The organism is Telluria sp. LT2P80 (genome assembly GCF_059685955.1).
This window is the reverse complement of the sequence record NZ_JCASIO010000004.1, coordinates 520,723-541,474: the sequence shown is the minus strand read 5'-3', so window position 1 is coordinate 541,474 and position 20,752 is coordinate 520,723. Positions and strand designations below refer to the sequence as shown.

Below are 20,752 nucleotides of genomic sequence, written 5' to 3'. Positions count from 1 at the left end.
TGTAGTTAGCAGTCAAGGAGAACGCATAGGTCCACGTCAGCCAACTGTTCCAGCATAAATTATTATGCATCCTGAGTATTATTACTGTCCCACTATCTGAAACGTAGGCATTCCCGGCGCAGGCAGCACAGCATGACGGACGACGAGACGCCGCCTGTTGTGGAGATGACGCCACCGTCTCGTCTCAGCGGTATACCAACTGCTGTGCAAGTTACCGAACATTGTTGATAATAGGCAATCTCGTCGACCCTTCCAAGACCATGGCCCTCATCTCTCCGAATCTCCTCCCTCCCCTGCGCATGGATGCCGGGCGTTACCGCGAGCTGGAAGTATTGGAGCGTCTGCGCGACTACCTGCCCGCAGGTTTCGAGATCTTTCACAACATTGCGTTGCACACGATTCGGGGCGGGCGGGACAGCTATGGTGAGATCGACATCGTCGTGCTGTCCCCTGGAGGTTCTCTGCTGCTGATGGAGGTGAAAGCCGGTCCGGTTATCCTGCGCGACGGCGAAGTGTTCAAGCTGTACGGCGACGGCGAGTGCGACGTGGCGCGCCAGGGGCGCCTGCAGCGCGTCGCCATGCAGAACAGGCTGTATGAGGCCCGGCTCGACACCCCGATGCTGTGTTGCCTGGTCCTGCCGGACTATGACTTGGCCGACAGCCAGGTCGTGTCAATCCCGCGCGACCGGATCATCGATGCCACACGCTATGGGGAGATGGTGACGACTGTCCGCGAGTGGCTGGCTCCCGTGCACAGCCAGGTGGACCGAGCCGCGCTGCGGCGGCTGTTGCTCAATCAGTTCCAAGTCACGCCGGCCCTCGAGGTGATGCGCGACCAGTTGCAAGGCACAGTGCGGCGCTTATCCGACGGCTTGGCGACTTGGGTGCCGCGCATCGGGTCGCCTTCGGGCATCTTCCGTATCCAGGCAACCGCCGGTTCCGGCAAGACCCAGCTCGCCCTGCAACTGCTCGACAGCGCAACCGCCGACGGACTGCAGGGCGCTTATGTCTGCTACAACCGGACACTGTCGGACCACGTGCGCCGGCTGGCCTCGCCGAAGGCGCAGGTCGTGAACTACCACGAACTCTGCGTCGACCATTACCGGCGCGAACACCGCGAGCCCGACTTCACGCCGCGCGCCTTCCAGAGGATGGCCGACGCTTACCTTGAAGCCAGCGCCAGCTTCATCCCGACGCTGGACCTGCTCGTCATCGACGAGGCGCAAGATTTCGACGCCCGCTGGGTGGAAAGCCTGTGTAACCGCTTGAAGCCGGGCGGCCGGCTGTTCGTGCTGGAAGACGAGTCCCAGCGGTTGTACCAGCACGAAGGGTTCGACCTGGGCGATGCCGTCACGATTGACTGCAGCGACAACTTCCGCAGCCCGCGCGCGATCTGCGACCTGATCAATGGATTCTCGCTGGTGCGCCCGCCGATCCGCAGCCTGAACCCGTACCAGGGCGAGATGCCGGGCATCCGCACCTACGACAATGACGAAGAACTCCTGGCCGGCACGGAAACAGCCGTGGCCTCGCTCCTCGCACGCGGCTTTGCGCTGGCGGATATCGCCGTCGTCAGTGGACGGGGCCGAGAAAGGTCGGCATTGCTGAACCGTGTGGTGATCGGCCCCCACCTAACGCGCCGTTTCACCGGCGAATATGACCGCAGCGGCGAGCCGCGCTGGAGCAAGGGTGAGCTGCTACTGGAATCCGTGTACCGCTACAAAGGCCAGAGCGCGCCGGCCGTTGTGGTGACCGAGTTCGATTTTTGCGAGCTCGACGACTTGGCGCGCCGCAGGCTGTTTGTTGCCCTGACCCGGGCGCAGATGGCCGTCGAGCTGGTGTTGTCGAGTGCCGCCGAGCGCTGCCTGACGGCGGCGCTGGGGGACGTCAACTAAGTACAAACCCACCGCTCTACTGCAATTGTCCTGGCCGGGCCGGACTTACAGGTTCTCGTCGAATCCTGGGAAGCGTTCTTTCAGCCTTTCCACCGTAGTCCGCCATTTCGGCGTGGTTGGCTTGCAGACGGAGTTCTGGTTGCCGAACATGCCAACCTCCTGGATCGCCTGTGTAACGGGTACCGTCTGCAACCATTGCACGGGCACGAAGTACTCGCAGCGGTCCGGATCGTCCAGGAACTCGCGGTGGTACCTGGCTGTCGCGACCTCCAGAAACGGCTTCTCGCCCGACTCGGTAGGCACCGCAAACTCGCGGGCCGACTGGACCGCTCCCACGACGCGGCCGACGCCGACAAAGCCCGATCCCGGCACCTTGGCCCATACCCGATCGCCGGGGGCAAGCAACTGCAGCGTGTTGCTGTACCAGCGACCGCCACCGGCGCAGATGAAGCCATACTCGACCGCCTCCTCCCACGACCGCTCGGGGCCATGGCCGAACGACTGGTAGAACTCGCCGTTCCAGGGGTCGTTCGGGCCGGCGGGACGGACCGTGGTTTGCGTGTGGACCGGGTCAAGCAACCACGCGCGGCTGAGGAATTGCTCGCTGCCGTTACTGAAGATCTGGAAGCACAGCACATTGATCGGGATGTCGCGCTCGGCCAGGTAGGCGACGATCCGTTCGGTGCTTGGGTCGAGCGAGGACGAGACGATGACGATCTGGTGGCTCTGGTTCAGCGTGTCGTCGTAGAGCGGCATGCCAAACGCCTTCTGGAACTCGGCGGCGAGGTTCTTGCCGGGAGCAAAGCGGCTGTAGATCGCATCGATCTGTTCGGGCTTGAGCTTTTCCACCCAGCCTGCGTAGTCGAGGGCCTGGGCGACGACATCGCGCGGCGTGCGGTCGCGCTTGAGCTCGATGAGCACCAGCGCACCGTCGGGTGCGATGGCGAGCAGGTCGATGATGCCGCCGACGCCTGTGCTCTCCTGGCGGCCGATCAGCATCCACTCGTCGGACAGCACCTTGGGTGCGGCGACGATCATGTCTTCGAGCAGCTTCTCGGTCGGTAACTGGGCTTCAACTAAGGCTTGGGGCTGGGTGGAGACTTTCCAGAGTGCGGTGCGGATGGCCATGGCGGTGTCCTCAGGCGGCTCTAAGTGCTGATTCGATCAAAGTTGAGGCTAGCCGCTCTTGACGCCGACGCGACTCCGCGATGTCAGCTTTAAGTCGTTCACAAAGGACCATCAATTCTTCAACTCTGGCAACAATGCGATATTGCTCAGCCAGCGGTGGGATCGGAACAGGTATTTCCTTCAGTCGTGATGCCTTGATGCCGGCTGCCGTCATGCCAGTTGCTTCCGCTTCAATTTTTCTGCGTACCACCTTAGACATTAACGCAAACCGTAAATAGCCAGCAATCTTTGGTTCGTGAAACTGGAAACAGATTACCCGCTGCGCTAGTGCGAATTTCTCTTCAATATCGACAACTGCAACGTTTCCAAGTGGTGCTTCAGTCGTGAACAGAATATCGCCGACTCTAGGAAACCCTCGCGTCATCCACTCGGCATATTCGTTCTCCGACATGAATTCGTACGGTTCACGACTAATAAAACCAAACCGGACGTTTTTGGCCGTGATAAGCGGAACGCCGGCTTCGATCTTGTTTGGGGTCTTGCCGCGATAATCAATGAATTTTGCAACGTTTCCTAGACGTTCGAAGCACCACCCGCTTGGCAGATCAACGTAATGCTCCCCGGGCGAAATTCCTGCCTCGGCGGTTGTCCTTAAACTTTCTTCTTTTGTTAAGCGCTCTTTTACCTTCGCAATGTCCTTACACAGTTCACTTCCCGGCTCGTCGTTTGGATCTTGTGGCACCAGCTTGCCCAAGACTGCCAGTTGCAAGATGGTTTGCTGAAGGGCATCGAGGCTTGATTCAGTAGTGAACAGGGTGTTGAAGTGTTCGGCGAGACGGTGCCAGTTTGCCGCGAACTCCGCAGCGTCGGTGCTCTGTATAAGCGTGCCAAGCAAGGTCTCGACGAGCTTGGCCTGCGCGGACTCAGCGCCGGCCTGCTCCGCTTCCAACCGGTTGCACAGGGCCATCAGTTCATCGACTTTAGCGACGATACGATGTTGTTCGGCGATAGGAGGGAGCGGAATTCGAAGATTACTAACATGCCCCTGATTGACAGTCTTTTGTCCGGCGGTAGTGACAAATGCGCTTTCGATCTGCCGCCGAATCAGTGGCGCGTCGCCGATCAGTCGAAGGAACCGATGGGCGACGGAGGCCTCCTTTATCCGAATCCTAATGAAATGATCGCAATAAATTGCGGCCAAGTTCTCATCGTTAAAAATAAGACGCCCAACAATATCCGCGCTACCGTTTACGCGAACTAACAAAATATCGTTTTTTAAAAGCTGGTACTTATCAATGGAACCGTCCGGAAGGATGACCGAACGTGTATTAGCCAATGAAATTTTGCCGTTCGAGACATCGGCCAAACGCAAGACTACAGTTTCAGTTCCTGAAACCGCGCCGCGGCTAGATTCGCCGTTCTGAAATTCAGGATCAAGCTGGGAAAAACGAATCCATCGCCAATTGGCCGGTACATTGAAGGGTAGTTCGCTCTCATCGATAGCAGGCACAGGTTTCGATTTCTTGCAGATTCCCTGTACCTCATACAAAGCACGGTCTTGCGCAATCCGCTGGAGTATTTCTTCCGCCGGCTCGTCGTCGAAGTCTTGAGGCACCAATTTGCCACGTACTGCCAACTCCAGAATCAGTTCCCGCAGTTTCTTAATACCACCTGTCGCGGTGGAAAGTAGTGGCAAGTGTTCGCTCAGTACTACGCTCACGCCTTGTCCTCCAGTGCTGCATCGAGAACAGCCTTAAGTTCAAGCTGTGTCTTGTCTATACGCGCTAGTAATTGCGCGTACTCCACGAGCAGCTCGGCAGGGTCGTGGTTTTCCTGATTTGGACTATGCGGGTTCTTGATATCGAGGTTGTAGTTTCGCGCCTTGATGTCATCGACACTAACCTTCCATGCAAACTCATTTTCGACCCGGTCACCCCACCATGCCTTCTCAGCCGCGAATTCCTCAATGCGCATCGGCCTGGTCTTCGAATAGTTCTTGTACCCCGCTGGATACGGATGCTCGTAAAACCACACATCCTGCGTTGGCGTGCCCTTAGCAAAGAACAACAAGTTGGTCTTGATGCCGGTGTAAGGGCTGAACACACCGTTCGGCAGGCGAACGACCGTATGCAGATTGCAGGTCTCAAGGAGTTGTTCCTTGATGCGCATTTTGATGCCGTCGCCGAACAACGTGCCGTCCGGCAGCACGACGGCAGCACGACCGCCGTCCTTCAGCAGATGCATGATCAACACTAGGAACAGGTCAGCGGTTTCACGGGTGCGGAAGCTGGCCGGGAAGTTGTTCTCGATGCCGTCCTCTTCCATGCCGCCGAAAGGCGGATTGGTGAGAATGACGTCGACGCGGTCACGCTGCGTGTAATCGCGCAGCGGGCGCGCCAGCGTGTTGTCATGCCGTACGTTCGTCGGCACATCGATCCCGTGCAGGATCATGTTGGTCGTGCAGAGCAAGTGCGGCAGCGGCTTCTTCTCGACACCGAAGATGGAAGCCTGCAGCTGTTGCTCCTGCTCAACAGTCTTGACGTGCTGCTTGCGCACGTATTCGATGGCGCAGGTCAAAAAGCCGCCCGTGCCGCAGGCCGGATCCAAGATCTTTTCGCCGAGCTCCGGCGCGGTCATGTTGACCATGAACTGGGTGACCGGGCGCGGAGTGTAGTACTCGCCCGCATTGCCGGCGTTTTGCAGGTCGCGCAGGATCTGCTCGTAGAGGTCGCCGAACAGGTGGCGGTCCTGGGCCTTGTTGAAGTCGATGCCGCCGACGATCTTGTTGATGACCTGACGCATCAGGTGCCCGGACTTCATGTAGTTATAGGCGTCCTCGAACACGCCGCGAATCACGAAGCCGCGCTTGTCGTCACCCTTGATTTGCAGGTTCTTCAGCGTCGGGAACAGCTGGATGTTGACGAAGTCGAGCAGCTCGTCGCCGGTCATGCCTTCGGTATTCGCCGCCCAGTTACGCCAGCGCAGGTGAATGGGAATCGGCGACTTGTAGTGGTCATCGAAAAGCTCGTACTCGGTTTCCTTGTCATCGTAAATCTTGAGGAAAAACATCCAGACTAACTGGCCGATGCGCTGGGCGTCGCCGTCGACGCCGGTGTCCTTGCGCATGATGTCCTGAATGGATTTGATGGTGGTGCTAATCGACATAAAGCAGGTGCTCGAATCTATTGACTGATGATGGGGAGGCAATCTGCAAAGTCAGTGTGCAGAGTGCGAACCGGGACCATATTTCGCTGGTCGCCGGTGACGATCGCGGCGAGTTGTGAGGCGAGCGCCAGCATGGCATTCGAATTACGCAACACGTCGTAGGAAAGCTGTCTGGGATAACCAGTCTGGAACCGCGCCAGTGGGTGGAAACCACCGTGATTATAGCTGTTGAGTGCCTTCCAAATCATGTCCTTGCAGGCCACAAGCTGGTCAAGCAAACCATGTGGTGCAGACGCGGAGGATCTCAGCCCTTTCAGCATGTCGGCAAGCATGAGCGCGTCTTTTGCCGCTTCTGCCGTTTCGGTGGTCAAAGGCCGACCAAGCTTCTCGATCCAAGTCTCGCTGGCGGCATACATGAGCCAGATGCCGCGCACCAGGGTTTCGAACTGGGGACGTAACAGCGTGTAGCCCGGAGCATACAATCCGCCAGAGATGAGAATGAAAGCCGCCGTGCCGTGCTCCGCTGAGAGCAATGCCGACTTCAGGGCAAGGTCAAAACGTTGCGTGGGGTACGGGACCAGTTGAGCCAGGTGTCCGGCAACCCGCTGATGAAAGTGGCCGTTCCTTTCCAAGAATGTCGCGAAGTCCTGTTCCGGCATGTCCCGCAATGGCTGTTTTTCTCGATCAACCATACAGCTGCGCTTCCAGCTCCCGGATTGCGGTCAAATACGCAGGTTTCCCGCCAAACGACTGGATCAGCTCCGGCGCCGTGCCCAGGCGGCTGAACGGGTCGAGGGTCAACACCTTGATGTCCTCGATCGTATCGATACCAGAGTCGGCGTATTTCTCGACCAGCGCCTCCAGCACTGCCCGTGCCTTCTCGCCGTACTTTGCGAAGGCATCGCGTTTCCTGACCTGTTCGGCCCGTTCTTTGCGCGTCAGCGCGGGGCGGTCGAAGGCGACGTGGCAGACGAGGTCGAACGGGTCAAATTCGCGCCCCTGCTTCTTCGCCACCTCGTCGGCCAGGGCGTCGAGGATGACGCCATGGGCTTCCAGTTCTTCAACGACGGCCTTCTTGCGATCGGCACCGCTCCAGCGGCGCAGGAAATCGTCGAGCGAGGCGTATTCCTTGCGCACCGCGCGGCGAGTGTAGTCCTTGAGCGATTCGGTAATCAGCTTGCCGTCTGGGCCGTAGTACTGGACGCGCTCGGCGATGACATAGACCTCGACTTCGCTGCCGAGCACGTATTTAATGCGCTTTTCGCCCTCGCTATCCGGCGGCAGAGGCGGCTCCGGCTGGCCAGTCGGTCCTGAAGGATCAGCATCGTCTTCCGGAAGTTCATCAGGTGGCACCGGCGGCTCATCGCCCGTGGGTTCGTACACCTGCTCCGGCGGCCCGTCGAAGTTGACATCCGCGAAGAGCTCGGTCGCCTTTTTAAAGTCCATGATCGAGAACCAGAACTTGCCGAACTCCTCGTTGATGCGCGTGCCCCGGCCGATGATCTGCTTGAACTCGGTCATCGACTGGATGCGCTGGTCGAGCACGACGAGTTTGCAGGTCTGGGCGTCGACGCCTGTCGTCATCAGCTTGCTGGTCGTGGCAATGACCGGGTAGCGGCTTTCCGGATCGATGAAGTTGTCGAGTTCGGCCTTGCCCTCCTGCTCGTCGCCGGTAATGCGCATGACATACTTGCGGTTTTCCTTGACGCGCTCCGGATTGAGGTTGACCAGGGCCTGGCGCATGCGCTCGGCGTGGTCGATGTCTTCACAAAAAACGATGGTCTTGGCCCAGGGATCGGTGGTGGTGAGGAATTCGGTAATCTTCCTGGCGACCAGTTCGGTGCGCTTTTCGAGCACCAGGGTGCGGTCGAAGTCTTTCTGGTTATAGATGCGGTCTTCGATCAGGTTGCCGTGCTTGTCCGCCTGCCCCTTGGCGGGACGCCAGCCTTGCAGGTCCCTGTCGATGTCGATGCGAATGACCTTGTAGGGGGCAAGAAAGCCGTCATCGATGCCCTGCTTGAGCGAATAGGTGTAGACCGGCTCGCCGAAGTAGTTGATGTTGGAGACTTCCTTGGTTTCCTTGGGCGTCGCGGTGAGGCCGATGTGGGTGGCGCTGGAAAAATAACTGAGGATGTCGCGCCATGCGGAGTCTTCCGCGGCACTGCCTCGGTGGCACTCGTCGATGACGATGAGATCAAAAAAGTCGGGAGAGAACTGCTTGTAGATGTTCTGTTCTTCCTCGCTGCCGGTAACCGCCTGGTATAGCGACAGGTAGATTTCGAAATGCTTGTCAATCTGCCGCTTGCCGATCTTGGTCATCGCCGGGCCGAACGGCTTGAAGTCGTTGGTGCGCGTCTGGTCGACGAGGATGTTGCGGTCAGCCAGGAACAGAATGCGTTTTTTGGCCTTCGATTGCCACAGCCGCCAGATGATCTGGAAGGCGGTATAGGTCTTGCCGGTGCCGGTTGCCATGACCAACAGGATGCGCTGCTGGCCACGTGCGATCGCTTCAATGGTGCGGTTGATGGCATTGACCTGGTAATAGCGCGGCGCCCTGCCCCGGCCGTCGTCGTGATACGGCGTTGCGACTGTTTCGCGGCTCTCCGGGGTGACGAGCCCCTTCCATACGCAGTAACGCTGCCAGAGCTCTTCGGGCGCCGGGAATTGATCGAGCGTGAGCGTCGTTTCGACCTGTGCCGCGTGGCCGGTACGATCGTGGAAAAGGAAGCCGTCACCGTTGCTGCTAAACACAAATGGCACATCGAGCGTTTCGGCGTAGCCCAGGCCCTGCTGCATGCCGTCACCGAGTCCGTGTGCGTTGTCTTTCGCTTCGATAACGGCGATGGGCAGATTGGGCTTGAAATACAGGAGGTAATCGGCACGCTTTTTCGCGCCCCGGCTGTGCAGCTTGCCGCGGACGGTGATGCGGCCAGCCGTGAAAGTCACTTCTTCGCGGACCTGCGTCGAAAAGTCCCAGCCGGCGCGCTGCACTGCAGGGGTGATGAACTGGGTGCAGATGTCGCGCTCGGAGAGGCTTTTCTTGGACATTGGTTTCTCGCAGGAATGTATCCAGATCATAACGGAATTACTCAGCCTGCCCAATACCTCGTTCCCGGTTGTATAGCTCGTTCCCGATTAATTGATCGCGCAAGCCCAGATTCTTGCCCGGTCTGGCACCGCGCCAAAAGAAAAGTATTTAAATTTATTGCCTTCGAGCCTCAAGCTTCTTTCGGCCCAACCATGTTGAAGTCGGCGTGGATCTTCCATATCGTTTCAACATGGGAGGTAAATTTCCCGCCGACGCCCACCTTTGTTCCTTCAACCTTTGCAACGAGGTCGGAATTGACGCCAAAATCGTCGCTATACCGTAAGTCCAAGATAAACTTGTTCATCGCTCCTTTCATACGTCCGTCGGCGATCACCTGCCACATAGGCTCGTCGGGGAACCACACCAAGTCGTTCGGTACAGTTGGCGAATCCGAACCGACCAAAAATGCCTCAAACATGATCTTGGACTTCGCTGCTGCACTTTTTTTCGCGGCGAGGTCGATCGTTGCGTCAATCTCTGGCACCGGAGTATGGACTTTCCCTACCGTGTCGCTAGACCAGCCCTGCTCATGTTCAACAAGAATGTGAGCAGCCCCGAGCGCGGTTAGCAAACGTATCGCTTCTGCAAACTTGTGTTCAAAGACCATCCGGTGAAAGGTCGCGGCAGGGAAGTAGCGCGAGGAGTCCTTTGGATGCATAACGTACAACGTGCGCAGTTGGAGATGCCCGGGTAGTGCAAATTTGGCGCGGTCCAGTTCACGCTGAGTGCCGTACCAGATCCCGGGACCTGCCACTTTGTTCGTCAGCGCATCAATTCCACGTTCGACCGGAATCGATAATACCGGGCCCAAAATAACTTGCCGGGTGATTCGGCCAAGCCTGCGCGCCGTAGGGCTGTTCAGAAAATTGTCCGATACGCTCGCACGCCGTTCCACGATTTCCTGGTCGGGATAGATTGCGATCATCGGGCGCTCCGACGGTGGCATTGCGGCGAGATCGATGACGTGGGAAGTAGAGACCATGGTAGGCAGTAGAAGGAGGACACAGCGATGGTGCCATTATAATTTCTCCCGTGCAACGGAAAATTTACTGCTCAGGCCAACATTCTCGCGCTAATGCTGTTTAACGACCGTCTGCCCGGTGCAATGATATGCTCCAGATCCCGATTCGTCCCAGCCACATTGTATGGAATCAAACTTCTCCGAGTACGACGCGCGGTTTCCGATCCCACGCGATTTACCGGTACTACTCGCCCTACAGGTGAAGTTCGAGCCCATCACGCTTTACCGACCGATGCAACTTTTCGGCGCGGCGCTGGGACTGGTTGTCGGCGTGCCGTCTCGCCCGGACCGAGACTTTCTCGTGCACCTGGTCGAAGGTTCCGGTCACCAGCAACTGGTGCGGGCAGCCGTTCATCCGTACTTCAAGAACTTTGAGAATTTCGTTCGTCGCAAGAACAGGACGACCGACACGACTAAACGGCTTCTCCATGCCAGGCTGGGCGCGCAGGAAGACGAGCTAGACGTCCTGGTTCACGGCAGACGCGACGGCCCGCTCCTGCCGTTCTACGTGAACCTGTTTAGCGCCCTTGAGGGGCTGTTCATGCGTACCTACGGTACCGTTACCATCGGCACCGCGAGATGCCGTTGCTGCGGAGCCGACATGCTCGACGATGTGGACAACTGGTGGCATGAACAAGCGTTGCGCATTGACCGGGGCGCCTACCGGTTCGTTGACCGATTGCTCAAGGTGGCGCTCGGCGCAGTGATACTGATGGCCCTGGTTAAATGCGACCAGTCCATCGCCCCCGCGCGTCTTCGCGACCTGGCGGCCCCCGACATTCATCCCGTTGGACACTGGATCGACATGGTGAGGCTAGTGCGCGGCCTGCGCCATGACTGGGAGCTGACCGTTGGAACAAGCGACCATCCGGACAGAGGGGGGCCAGTACCTCAGGGCCGCATTAACAAGTGGCGCAGCGGGCAAAATTTGCTTCCTATGGAACGTGCTCAGGCGATGATGGCAGGTGCGTCAGGCGCGCGCTCACTCAAGCAGGCACTCATTGCAGCGCGCACGATGGCGCTGGCAATCGACGTCCTTCAGGCAGCAGCCGAGACGCCGGGCGTGCCCACCAGGAGGCCAATCCAGGAACTCGTCGCGGCACGTTTGGCTCAGCTTGAGAAGAACTTGCTGACCGGAGCGGCGGCACTCTCGTCGCGTTCACGATCGAAAACGTAGGCTCGACAGTCGGGAGCGCCGAGCATGAAGATGTTCCCCAAAGGTGACGCGTCAGGCATGCTTTTAGTGGGCATGCCTGACGCGCTCAAGAAAAACGTCCGCCGTGCCGCCGCGTTAGCGGGGCGTAGCAACATTCCGACAGCTAAGCTGCGAGGGACAGAGAGTAAGCACGCTTTGTCGCATCGCCGCAGTTAAGGCAGCTGTTACTTCTTCGGCGGGTTGTTATCGCGGCCGCCTCCGGACGGCATTCCGTCGTGCTTGCTTGGCCAGCCGGCGCCCTGTTGAGTCGTCGTATTCATGTTTCCTCCTGTGTGAATTAAGAAAAGTGTGTCGGTTGACACAGATGCATCTTGAAGGAATCCGACCGCGCGCCAATACCGGCAGATGGAAAAGTTAAAGCCAGTACCGACGCCGTTACGAACGGCTGCGGTACTGGTTATGCCGCGTTTCGCACCGCACAGCCGGTTAAAAACCGTGCCAAACCTTTCGGTGGCTTCACCGATTCCGCAGGGCACGAATCCGCCATAAACGTCGAGCAGAGATTGACGTGGCGTTCCGTTACGCAATCTGCATTGGGATCGACTCGACGCTTTTGAAATAAGCCTGGTACTCGGCGATCATCTGCGCCCGGTGGTCGTTCGCCCGGTCGTCGTTCCAATTGGGGTTTTCATAAATCAGGGAAAGCTTGAGCGCATCCACGCGGCGCGCGTTACGCTCGCCAAAACGAGCCCGCTTTTCGACATAAGGTTTGTTGCCATATTCCGAATTGACGCCGCGCGATACCAGAGCCAGGTTGCCAAAGGTGTCGAGTACCTGCTTGCTGACCGTGTTCGAGTCGCACTCATCGGCCTTTTGCGGCGACACATGTTCCACAGAGTTCTTTGCCGTCATGCGGAACGCCTGCCAGGCTGGGCCCTTTTTGCTCTGATATTTTTCCCAGAGAATGTACTCGAGCTTGTAGAACCAGTAATGAGAGAATCCAGTACCTTCTTCCTCGCTCAGGCACGCTGCCATGTCACGCAATTCGAAATCGGCATACCAGGGCTCCTCGATGAAGCGACGGGTACGCTGGATCAGCGGTTCTTCGCTTGTACTGCACAGCAGATAATTGTCCAGGTACTTCAGGTATGAATGAGCACGCTCGCCGCCGTGCTCAAGCAGGTAGCTCAGCAGCGGCGTCACCCAGTAATGAGTGGTCAGTTGCTGCGAGTGGTAGAGCATGCTCTGGAGCATGGCAAACGCGGTATCGGCGTCACCACTTTCCCGCACCAGGCTGCGAGAATTCCGGCTGCTGTTCAGGCGCAGCCGGCGGATTGCGTGGATCTCGTCATCGCCCTCTTCGACCCATTTGATCACGTATTTGTCGAACAGATAGCGGCAACGCCACAGCAGGTCCATAAACTCCCTGACCTCGCTCTCCCGCTCGGCAGGTGGCGTTTTCGTACCGAGCCAATGGGCATCGAAGATGTGCAACAGGTCCTTGTCGAGAATTCTGTCAATGTCTTTCCCACGGCGCGTTAGAAAAATGCGCAGTACGTGCTGGAGCAGCATTGAAAACGTGATGATGCTTCGTACGACATCGGCCTCATATTCCTCATCAGCGTCTGCCTGCGGGCCGCGTCGTTCACCGCTACCCTTCCCGTTCAGAATCACGTCGAGCGACAGAACCTGCTGGTCCTCGGCTTTGTAAAGGAGTTCTAGCGCGGCCCGAACCGACACCGGGTCAGCCAACCCTTCACTGTCACTGGCTGCGCTTTCGGTGCTGTAGAGTGACACCAGCTTGAGGCCCGCGGCAGTGCGCAGGTTTTTCTCAACGTAATCGTTCATGTGCGCGCACGCGTCCCATAACTGTCCGAAGACGTCGCGCTGACGACCGGCTTCCAGGCATGCCAACAGGCGCGCCTTGAGAATTTCATGATGTTGAAGCTGGACTCCGCGGTTGTTGATCACCTCGAACAGCTTGTTCAGGTCGGTTTGCGGGGGCACTCGGGTCAGCACCAGCTGAACCCTGTCACAGATGAAAGCGCTCAGTCTGGTAAGTGAGAGCGCAGTGTGATCATTGAAATAGCCTTCGATCTCCATGATCGCCCGGCTCAACGAAGACGCTGCGGCGACATCCGGCACATCCCCACCCCTGAGCAATGCCTCGAAGAAGCCACCAACCTCGGGACGTATCGCGAACCTGATGCGCGGCTCCGCGCGACTGGTACACAGCACGCTACGAAAGCCGGCAAGATGGTTGGCCTCACCCTTGCCCCGCCGCGCCACCAGGCGTTCGATAGCGATGCTAAGCAGCCAGAGCGTCGTGAAGCGCTGCTGGCCGTCAATCAGGTCAAAGACCGGTAACTCCTCCGCATTATTCTTCTGCTCGATCACAAGGGTTCCGCCGAGGTAGAAAACATCTCTACCTGCTTCACACGCCGCTGCCAGGTCGTCAAGCAGCACCTTGATCTGATCGCCCCCCCATACATACAGGCGCTGGTAAATAGGGATATTGAACAGCAGCTGATGGTCGATGACCTGTTGCGGAGTGATGAGCGTAGATTCATGCATGTGTGTTCTCACTGTTCATTCAATCCAAGCGCACTCAGGCTGCGTGCGGTGTCCGTAGGAAGTTCCCTCGTCTGGCTGTTGTATTCCTGCAGGGCCTGCAGGTAAAGACCCTGCACGCCCTTGCCCCTTTTCGCGCGGATTTCGGCGATGCGGACAGGGTCGTAACCTTCGCCCTGGGATAGAGCGTGCTTCAGAAACTCCATCACCTCATCCGGGCGATAGGCGCTGGCGATCACGTCGAGCAGGTTATGGTCAGCATCGCGCAGGTATTTGAGCGGCGCCTCTTTGAAGATGTATTGCTTCGCCAGTCGCACCCCACCCAGCACCAGTTCCGTGCGCTGGGCGAACTCAAGCAAACGCTTGTGGCCGACGCGGTCTACGTACATCAGTAAGGCAAGATTGAAGAGCTCGCGCAGATAGTGCGAGTTGTTTTCGACGACCGCTTGATAAAATGCACGGAATCGCTTTACCTCTTCGTCTGGCTCAGCGCCGTGGAAGAGTTCTTCGAGAATCGCTGCGTACTTCTGCGCATAGAGGAAAAAACCGAGACCCTGGTGGATAGGCTGGCGCAGCGAGAACGGCAAGTCAGCCGCACTGGTACTCATCTGCGCCGGTGCGGCATCGAGGTGATAGTCGTCGCCTGAATGCAGGCACAGCCGCGTGGCAAGCTGGTTGCCGAATCGCGGATATAGAGGCAGGCTGTCGGTCGCCTCGGGGCGCACGCTGCACTCCTGAAACGTGCCAAGGATGGCATTGTGGTCTTCACGCTCGAGCCTCTTCTGTCCGCACCAGTTGCGGGCCCGCCAGAGGTAGCGCTGGAACAGTTCCGGTGCAAAGTCCCGTCGCCCATCCCGTCTGCGCGGGCCGGACGCTTGCACGCCCTCCCACCGCCGCGCACAGTACTGCTGCAGATGCTCAACCTGCGCAACGTCGGGACCACTGATAGCACGCAGGTGGAAAGCCTTGAGCAGGTCGGTCGCCTTCAGCGGGACACCGCGGCTGTTCTGGGTGTCGAAAAAAGTGAAGGCAAGGTCTTCACGCGCGACGGAAATGACCGTGAAACGCAATCGCGCAAAAATCGACTCGTCGAGCCACCCCGGTTTCGTGTCATGCACCACTTGTTGTGCATAGCGGAGGTTTTCCGCTGACAGCGGCGACCGATAGTGGAAATCAAGCCCATCCGGAAGTTGGCCGCGCAACGCATGGAACAGCACGGCGAGGGTGCTGAGGCGCTGTTGCCCATCGATCACGAAGCATGCCTTCTGTGCGTCATCCCGGTGCAGCAGCAAAGTGCCGAGGTAATAGTCCTGCTCCTTGTGCTGCTCACTAAACTCGGCAAGGTCGGCCAGAAGTTGCTCAACCTTCTTCTTACCCCATACATAGGGACGTTGGTAGTGATCGAGCTTCAATGGGTAAGCCAAGCTGCCAAGGTCCGCAAAACTCATGACGTTTACGGAGACGTCGGTACGTTGTTCAGATCTGGGGTTCATAAGAATTTATTCCCGTCGGTAGGATACGAGACATCAGTCAACCAGCTGTCCATCCGCCGATGCGGCGTATGCAGCTGCCATCCTTACCGCGATGCCGGCGAGCTCATCACGTAGTTCCGCGGGCTCCTGGATCACCACGCCATCGCCAAATCCGAGCAGCCACCACACCAGCGAACGTGTATTGGGAACAGTCGCGGCCAAGTGCAGCCTGCCGTCGCTGTCAGCGACCAGCGTCTGGTCAACACTGAGTGGCGTTTCATGCAGGTGCTCGCCGGCCGCCCGCGTGAATATGGCGCGCAGATTGATTGGCTCCCCTGCAATGACGCCGAACTGACCAGAGTCGATGTAGGCGTCAATGTCGAATCCCTGCTTCTTGCGGACGGGCTCGTACAATGCCTCGGCTTGTTGAACCCGATGCAGGGCGATGGTACGGACATCATCGTAGTCGCCGAACATGCACACTAAGTAGACAAGACCGCCCCGCTGAACGACGCCGAGCGGATGAACAGCGTCATAGACGGTCGGCCCAGCGCTGTCACGTTTGCGGTAGTGCAATCGCAACTGACGGTCTTGCATCAGCGCCAGGTAGACGACACGCTGGCATTCCGCATCCATTCGCGGTGAGAGCAGTGGCTGCTGGGGTGGCACGCTGCGGACCTTGTCCAGCCAGGCCCGTGACGGCGCAGATTCGTCAACGGCCGAAAGGGTGCGTGCCGCAGACTTGAAGTGAGGGCCAAGTGCGTCGACCGCGCTCGGTGGCAGGTGGTGGCGCAGGTGTTGCTCGACCAGCGTCAGCGTCAGCGCTTCCGGTAGGGTAAGGCCAGGCAAGTCGAAACTTGAAGCGTCGCGCAGCCAGTTCCAGCCAAACGGCCTGTCGCGGCTGTCGGCAACGATCGGAAAAACTTCGGACAATTCGTTCAGGTCGCGCTCGACGGTACGCTTGGTCACTGGAAAATCTGCTGCGCACAGGCGTTCGCAAAGCTCCTTGGCGGAGATCTTGGCGGGGGCACGCGGCACCATGCGCAGCATGTGCCACTGCCGCAGCAGCGACTGCTGATTAGTCGCCATCAGAAGCCTTCCGCCCAACGTTCCCAGTAGCCGGGCTCGTCATGCTCCGCATTACGCAGGGCATAATCGAGCGGCATGGCGCAAAAGCGCACGCCAGAATGGCGCATCGTTCCGTCCGGATGCTCGAGATAATCGCGCAGGGAGCGGTACCCGGGCAGGGATTCGTCGTAGGGCACCTCCAGGTACAGCTGCCCCAGGTAAGGCGCCATGACGTTTGGATTTGCGAACGGACCGCATGGATGGTAGGTCACTGCATGCGCATCGAGCCAGGCCACTACCGCAGCCCGTATCGGGTCATCCTCGAAGCGATAATTGCGCCACTCGCTAAGGGATTCCGGATGAAATTCAAGGTAGAGCACTTCGCGGCCCTTTTTGCGCGCGATCGCGTCGATATGTTCGATCAGTCCTGGCATGTCAACTTTCGCACGAGAGCAACTTCAAGTTCAAAATGATATCCTACCAAAATTATTGCAGATAGGAAACTTATTGCTCAGCGTTGACCGGCGCCGTACATGACCGTCCTTCGATCAGCGGGGTCGTGTGCACGTACGAGTTCCTCGATCGCTGCCGCGATCTTCCGGCTCCCATTGGCTGAGGGTTCGATCAGTGATGAGGATGAGTAGTCTGTCGCCTCAGTGCAGACCAGCCGGAGGTCCAGCACCGGCAATCGGCGCACTGCCGCTTCGCGCAGGATGACGTCATTGAACAGCGCCAGCATGGCGCGCACTCCTGGCGCAAGTCCGGGCATGGCATCGTAAATTGTCGAAACCGCTGTCGGTATTTCTTTAGACAGCACAAGGTCCAGCATGCGCTGGTAGTTGCTCTGGAAACGCGTCTGCCACGAAGCGAGCAGTTCTGTCGCATTGAGCGCGGAACGCACCGGCGAATGCAGGTGGCCGACGAGTCCCAATACATCATTTCCGCCGCAACTCACCACCAGGCGGTTGGACGCTTGAACAAAGTCGCCGAGACACGCGACCTGGGCCGCCATATCTTCGAGGACGCTGCCGTCGCGGGCAAGCAGCTGAACCTGATATTGCTCCCCCAAGCGCGACCTTAGTTGCGCTTCGACCTCTGTTCCTGTCGGGACGTACGAGGCGTTATCGAAAATTGAATCTCCTAGCAAAACAATGTGGTTCATTCAGACGCAGACCGATAAAAGAGACAGCGCCATGATGGGGCATTGAACGACAAACGGTGTCGCGGTCGCGCCGCCCAAAACCTCAGCACGTGCGCGACATCCGTTGTCACTCAGTTCGCCAGCATGCAAGTGTTCACGACACACCGTCGGGATGCGTAAAAAGAAAGGACGCTACGATGAATGGTATCAATCGAAGGAAAGTGCTCGTCATCTTGGGGGTCATTGCAGCAGCCGGCGTATCGATGCGTACCGCTTGAGCGGCCGGTTCGCTAGCCGACGACCAGCCGCGCCCTATCCCAGCGCCAGAACCCGGTTCCGCCACTGCCGTGGTGGATACGAGCCCGGCTGACGAAGACCCCTGTTGCATAGCGCGGCTTCGTGGCTCGACCAGCTCCGTCAGCGCGGACAGACGGTACTTCCCTACCCTGTGTCGCGTCTCCAGCGCGAGTTCCACATCGGGTATATACGAACCTTCGCGCTGGCAGACACGCTGGCCGCACCCACGGCGTGGACACTTGGGTTCGCGAGCGACGGCGTCCGGTACCCGCACACTCACCAAAAAGTCCGTACATAAGGTACCGCTCTCGCGAGGGCGCGCGCATGTCGTGCCCTGCGCCGTCAAGTGTGGCAGAGTTGCCTCTTTCTTCCATTCAAGACTGCGACTACTTAACAAAAGTTGTTGACTTAAGGTATTGTTGCTCCTTGCGAATTTATATCACTAACAAGTCTTTTAGAAGCATCTCGAAATGCCACAATCCCTTGCAGAACTGTCCAGGCTGATCCCCCCAGCGGTAGTAGTCTTCCTGATTTTCATCTTTATTGGGCAGTTCATTCGGCAGTATCGCGGACCGGCCAAGAAACTATCGGCAGAACTCAATACCTGCTCCGACAGTATTTCCAGGATTCGTGAACTAGCGCCCCACGTCCGCCGCGTGTCTGCAGGGGAAGTTCTGAGCAAAGGCAGTTTCGCTCACCATTGGGCTGAGTTCCAACACACTTTGCACGACCAGTACCGTGATGAGGATGGCGAACGTATCATCCGCCAAAGCCGCGCCACCGCACCTGCCTCGTATTACTTCTCGCCGCAAAGCGTTGTAGACACACCGCTGCGAACGGAGTACTTCCGTCATCTTCCGGGCATCCTCACGGGCATTGGCATCATCGGGACCTTCTTTGGCCTGATCATGGGGCTTTCGGGCTTCGATCCCGGCACCCCGGAAAGGGTCCAGGAAAGCGTTAACGGGCTGATCCGCGACGTGTTTTTCGCATTCATTGGCTCGCTGGTGGCGATTGTCGGCGCCATGATCGTCACGCATCTCGAGAAACACTGGCTGCGTGTGTGCTATGAGCGACTCGAAAAGCTCACCGACGCCATCGACCGGCTGTTTGACGCGGGTGTCGGCGAAGAGTACCTGGCCGATCTCGTCCACAGCAGCCAGGAAAGCTCTACGCAGACGCGTAATCTTGCGCATACGATGATCAGCGAAATGCGGGTTTTGCTGACGAACATTGTCGACACGCAGGTGCGTGAAAGCCTGAAGCTGGCCGAGACCTTGACGGGCAGTTATAAGGACTCCGGCGACAGGATGGCCGCGCAGATCAGCCAGAGCATCGAGTCGAGCTTCCGCGCACCATTGGAACGGATCGCCGATTCCGTGTCAGCTGTGAGTGGCGATCAGTCCCAGATGGTCGGCAACATGCTGCAGGATGTGCTGCTTGCCTTCATGGCCAAGCTGGAGGGCACGTTTGGGCAACAGTTCCAAGGCCTGTCGGCGATGCTAGAGCAATCCGTCTCGTCCATGCAGCAGATGCAGAGCGGGTTTGCCGCCTTGGTGGGTGATATGCGCAGTGCCAGCGAAGCATCAACCCAAACGATGTCCGAGCAGCTTGCAAAAACTATGCATAACCTGCATGGCGGGCAGGAAGCGATGCAGACCTCAATGAACCAGATGGTCCAGACCCTGCAGGTGGCCGTCGAGAGCATGGGTACGCAAGGCGTTGAAGCCGGAACCAAGATCGCCTCGCAGCTCGAGCGCATGTATGCCGACGGCGAGGCGCGCCAACAAAAGATGGCTGATCAAATGGACGGCTTCGTGCAGCAGATGCAGGACAGCGTAGGCCGTGGCCAGCGCGAGACCATCGAGCAGATAGCCGGGACGGTGCGCCAGCTCGACGGGCAGATGCAGACGATGGTCGAAGGCATGGGACAGTCGCTCGCACGCGCCCAGGAAAGCGGACTGGAGAGCGTGTCGGCCGCATCCGCTGCACTCGGCGCCAGACTTGATGAGATGTTCGGCACGTTTGAAAAGCGCCGTCAGGACATGGATGAGCACGCACAATCGGCGCTGCAGCGTTTCCAGCAGGAGGCACACACGGCCCTTTCCGGACTGGGTGACCAAGTGCGCACGCTGATCGACCTAGTGGAGCGCGAGCGCCAGTCGATGCGCGGTACTCTCGACGCGCTCAGCGGGCAGACCGAGCGCAGCATCCAGGGCATGCAGGTCGGCGCCGACAAGATGCGCACCGCGGCCGAGCGCTTCGACGATGCCGGCGGCAGCGTCCACGACATGCTGCAGTCCAGCGCCGACACGGTGTCGGGCCTGCGTTCGGGCTCGTCGGAAATCGCGGTGGCGGTACGCGAACTGTCGACCATCGTTGCGGACTACCGCCAGAGCCGCGACGTCACGACGCAGAACATCGGCGTGCTGCAGTCGATCATCGAGTCGGCGCAGCGCGAAGCCACGCTGCGCCAGAAGGCGGTGGAAGACCTGGATCGCCTGAGCGTTAAGATTCATGCCGCCTACGCGGAAACCGAAGAGTATCTTGGCCAGGTGCCCGAGGTACTGGGCAAAGGATTCACCAGCTTCACCGAGGGCGTCCAAGACAGCCTGAGCAAGACCATGCGCAAGCTCGACACCGACCTGTCGAATGCACTCGGATCGCTTACCGCTGGTGTCGACCAGATCGGCGAAAGACTCGAAGAACTGGGCGGCACGCCTCCGGCCGCGCGCCACGCGAGGGCTTGA

General features: G+C 58.6%; 14 protein-coding genes. 3 read left to right on the top strand and 11 right to left on the bottom strand.

Annotated elements, in window-relative coordinates:
- The first annotated feature begins 260 nt into the window (after nucleotides 1–260).
- Nucleotides 261–1,895: a nuclease-related domain-containing DEAD/DEAH box helicase gene (locus AC56LW_RS14075; RefSeq protein ID WP_499635265.1), complete on the top strand. Its 1,635-nt coding sequence runs from the start codon at nucleotides 261–263 to the stop codon at nucleotides 1,893–1,895.
- A gap of 45 nt (nucleotides 1,896–1,940) precedes the next feature.
- Here AC56LW_RS14075 and AC56LW_RS14070 read toward each other — a convergent pair whose 3' ends face one another.
- The 6 genes from AC56LW_RS14070 to AC56LW_RS14045 all read right to left on the bottom strand — a co-directional run bounded on the left by AC56LW_RS14070 (nucleotide 1,941) and on the right by AC56LW_RS14045 (nucleotide 10,201).
- Nucleotides 1,941–3,023: an endonuclease NucS domain-containing protein gene (locus AC56LW_RS14070; RefSeq protein WP_499635262.1), complete on the bottom strand. Its 1,083-nt coding sequence runs from the start codon at nucleotides 3,021–3,023 to the stop codon at nucleotides 1,941–1,943.
- A gap of 10 nt (nucleotides 3,024–3,033) precedes the next feature.
- Nucleotides 3,034–4,743 (bottom strand): restriction endonuclease subunit S, encoded by a 1,710-nt coding sequence (locus AC56LW_RS14065; protein WP_499635259.1) that lies wholly within the window; start codon nucleotides 4,741–4,743, stop codon nucleotides 3,034–3,036.
- The gene (locus AC56LW_RS14060) at nucleotides 4,740–6,188 is read right to left on the bottom strand and encodes a type I restriction-modification system subunit M (protein WP_499635256.1); all 1,449 of its coding nucleotides are present in this window, start codon (nucleotides 6,186–6,188) and stop codon (nucleotides 4,740–4,742) included. Before AC56LW_RS14060 ends, AC56LW_RS14065 begins: the two co-directional genes overlap by 4 nt.
- Nucleotides 6,189–6,205: 17 nt before the next feature.
- Nucleotides 6,206–6,880: a DUF6988 family protein gene (locus AC56LW_RS14055; protein WP_499635253.1), complete on the bottom strand. Its 675-nt coding sequence runs from the start codon at nucleotides 6,878–6,880 to the stop codon at nucleotides 6,206–6,208.
- On the bottom strand, nucleotides 6,873–9,236 hold the full coding sequence (gene hsdR, locus AC56LW_RS14050; protein ID WP_499635250.1) for an EcoAI/FtnUII family type I restriction enzme subunit R: 2,364 nt from the start codon (nucleotides 9,234–9,236) through the stop codon (nucleotides 6,873–6,875). The genes AC56LW_RS14055 and hsdR overlap by 8 nt, the downstream gene beginning before the upstream one ends.
- A gap of 170 nt (nucleotides 9,237–9,406) precedes the next feature.
- A complete protein-coding gene (locus AC56LW_RS14045; protein ID WP_499635247.1) occupies nucleotides 9,407–10,201 on the bottom strand; it encodes a hypothetical protein in 795 nt (264 codons plus the stop codon).
- Nucleotides 10,202–10,421: 220 nt separating this feature from the next.
- Here AC56LW_RS14045 and AC56LW_RS14040 point away from each other — a divergent pair, with 220 nt between their 5' ends.
- Nucleotides 10,422–11,474, top strand: a complete 1,053-nt coding sequence (locus AC56LW_RS14040; RefSeq protein WP_499635245.1) for a hypothetical protein — start codon at nucleotides 10,422–10,424, stop codon at nucleotides 11,472–11,474.
- Between the two features lie 558 nt (nucleotides 11,475–12,032).
- Here the strand turns inward: AC56LW_RS14040 and AC56LW_RS14035 are convergent.
- The 5 genes from AC56LW_RS14035 to AC56LW_RS14015 all read right to left on the bottom strand — a co-directional run bounded on the left by AC56LW_RS14035 (nucleotide 12,033) and on the right by AC56LW_RS14015 (nucleotide 17,726).
- Entirely contained in the window at nucleotides 12,033–14,027 is a 1,995-nt protein-coding gene (locus AC56LW_RS14035) for a DUF262 domain-containing protein (protein WP_499635242.1), read from the bottom strand.
- Between the two features lie 8 nt (nucleotides 14,028–14,035).
- Nucleotides 14,036–15,517 (bottom strand): DUF262 domain-containing protein, encoded by a 1,482-nt coding sequence (locus AC56LW_RS14030; RefSeq protein WP_499635239.1) that lies wholly within the window; start codon nucleotides 15,515–15,517, stop codon nucleotides 14,036–14,038.
- A 33-nt stretch (nucleotides 15,518–15,550) separates the two neighbouring features.
- A complete protein-coding gene (locus tag AC56LW_RS14025) occupies nucleotides 15,551–16,585 on the bottom strand; it encodes a helix-turn-helix transcriptional regulator (protein WP_499635236.1) in 1,035 nt (344 codons plus the stop codon).
- Complete coding sequence (locus tag AC56LW_RS14020) at nucleotides 16,585–16,998, bottom strand: hypothetical protein (protein WP_499635233.1); 414 nt, start codon at nucleotides 16,996–16,998, stop codon at nucleotides 16,585–16,587. The genes AC56LW_RS14025 and AC56LW_RS14020 overlap by 1 nt, the downstream gene beginning before the upstream one ends.
- A gap of 77 nt (nucleotides 16,999–17,075) precedes the next feature.
- On the bottom strand, nucleotides 17,076–17,726 hold the full coding sequence (locus AC56LW_RS14015; RefSeq protein ID WP_499635230.1) for an SGNH/GDSL hydrolase family protein: 651 nt from the start codon (nucleotides 17,724–17,726) through the stop codon (nucleotides 17,076–17,078).
- 746 nt (nucleotides 17,727–18,472) lie between these two features.
- Between AC56LW_RS14015 and zorA the strand changes: the two genes are divergently transcribed.
- Complete coding sequence (gene zorA, locus AC56LW_RS14010) at nucleotides 18,473–20,752, top strand: anti-phage ZorAB system protein ZorA (protein ID WP_499635227.1); 2,280 nt, start codon at nucleotides 18,473–18,475, stop codon at nucleotides 20,750–20,752.

Excerpts from the sequence above, each read along its gene's own strand:
- AC56LW_RS14055 (WP_499635253.1), bottom strand. The coding sequence starts at position 6,880 with ATGGTTGATCGAGAAAAACAGCCATTGCGGGACATGCCGGAACAGGAC.
- zorA (WP_499635227.1), top strand. The coding sequence starts at position 18,473 with ATGCCACAATCCCTTGCAGAACTGTCCAGGCTGATCCCCCCAGCGGTA.
- AC56LW_RS14020 (WP_499635233.1), bottom strand. The coding sequence starts at position 16,998 with ATGCCAGGACTGATCGAACATATCGACGCGATCGCGCGCAAAAAGGGC.
- AC56LW_RS14075 (WP_499635265.1), top strand. The coding sequence starts at position 261 with ATGGCCCTCATCTCTCCGAATCTCCTCCCTCCCCTGCGCATGGATGCC.
- AC56LW_RS14060 (WP_499635256.1), bottom strand. The coding sequence starts at position 6,188 with ATGTCGATTAGCACCACCATCAAATCCATTCAGGACATCATGCGCAAG.
- AC56LW_RS14045 (WP_499635247.1), bottom strand. The coding sequence starts at position 10,201 with ATGATCGCAATCTATCCCGACCAGGAAATCGTGGAACGGCGTGCGAGC.
- AC56LW_RS14070 (WP_499635262.1), bottom strand. The coding sequence starts at position 3,023 with ATGGCCATCCGCACCGCACTCTGGAAAGTCTCCACCCAGCCCCAAGCC.
- AC56LW_RS14030 (WP_499635239.1), bottom strand. The coding sequence starts at position 15,517 with ATGAACCCCAGATCTGAACAACGTACCGACGTCTCCGTAAACGTCATG.
- hsdR (WP_499635250.1), bottom strand. The coding sequence starts at position 9,236 with ATGTCCAAGAAAAGCCTCTCCGAGCGCGACATCTGCACCCAGTTCATC.
- AC56LW_RS14040 (WP_499635245.1), top strand. The coding sequence starts at position 10,422 with ATGGAATCAAACTTCTCCGAGTACGACGCGCGGTTTCCGATCCCACGC.
- AC56LW_RS14035 (WP_499635242.1), bottom strand. The coding sequence starts at position 14,027 with ATGCATGAATCTACGCTCATCACTCCGCAACAGGTCATCGACCATCAG.
- AC56LW_RS14025 (WP_499635236.1), bottom strand. The coding sequence starts at position 16,585 with ATGGCGACTAATCAGCAGTCGCTGCTGCGGCAGTGGCACATGCTGCGC.
- AC56LW_RS14015 (WP_499635230.1), bottom strand. The coding sequence starts at position 17,726 with ATGAACCACATTGTTTTGCTAGGAGATTCAATTTTCGATAACGCCTCG.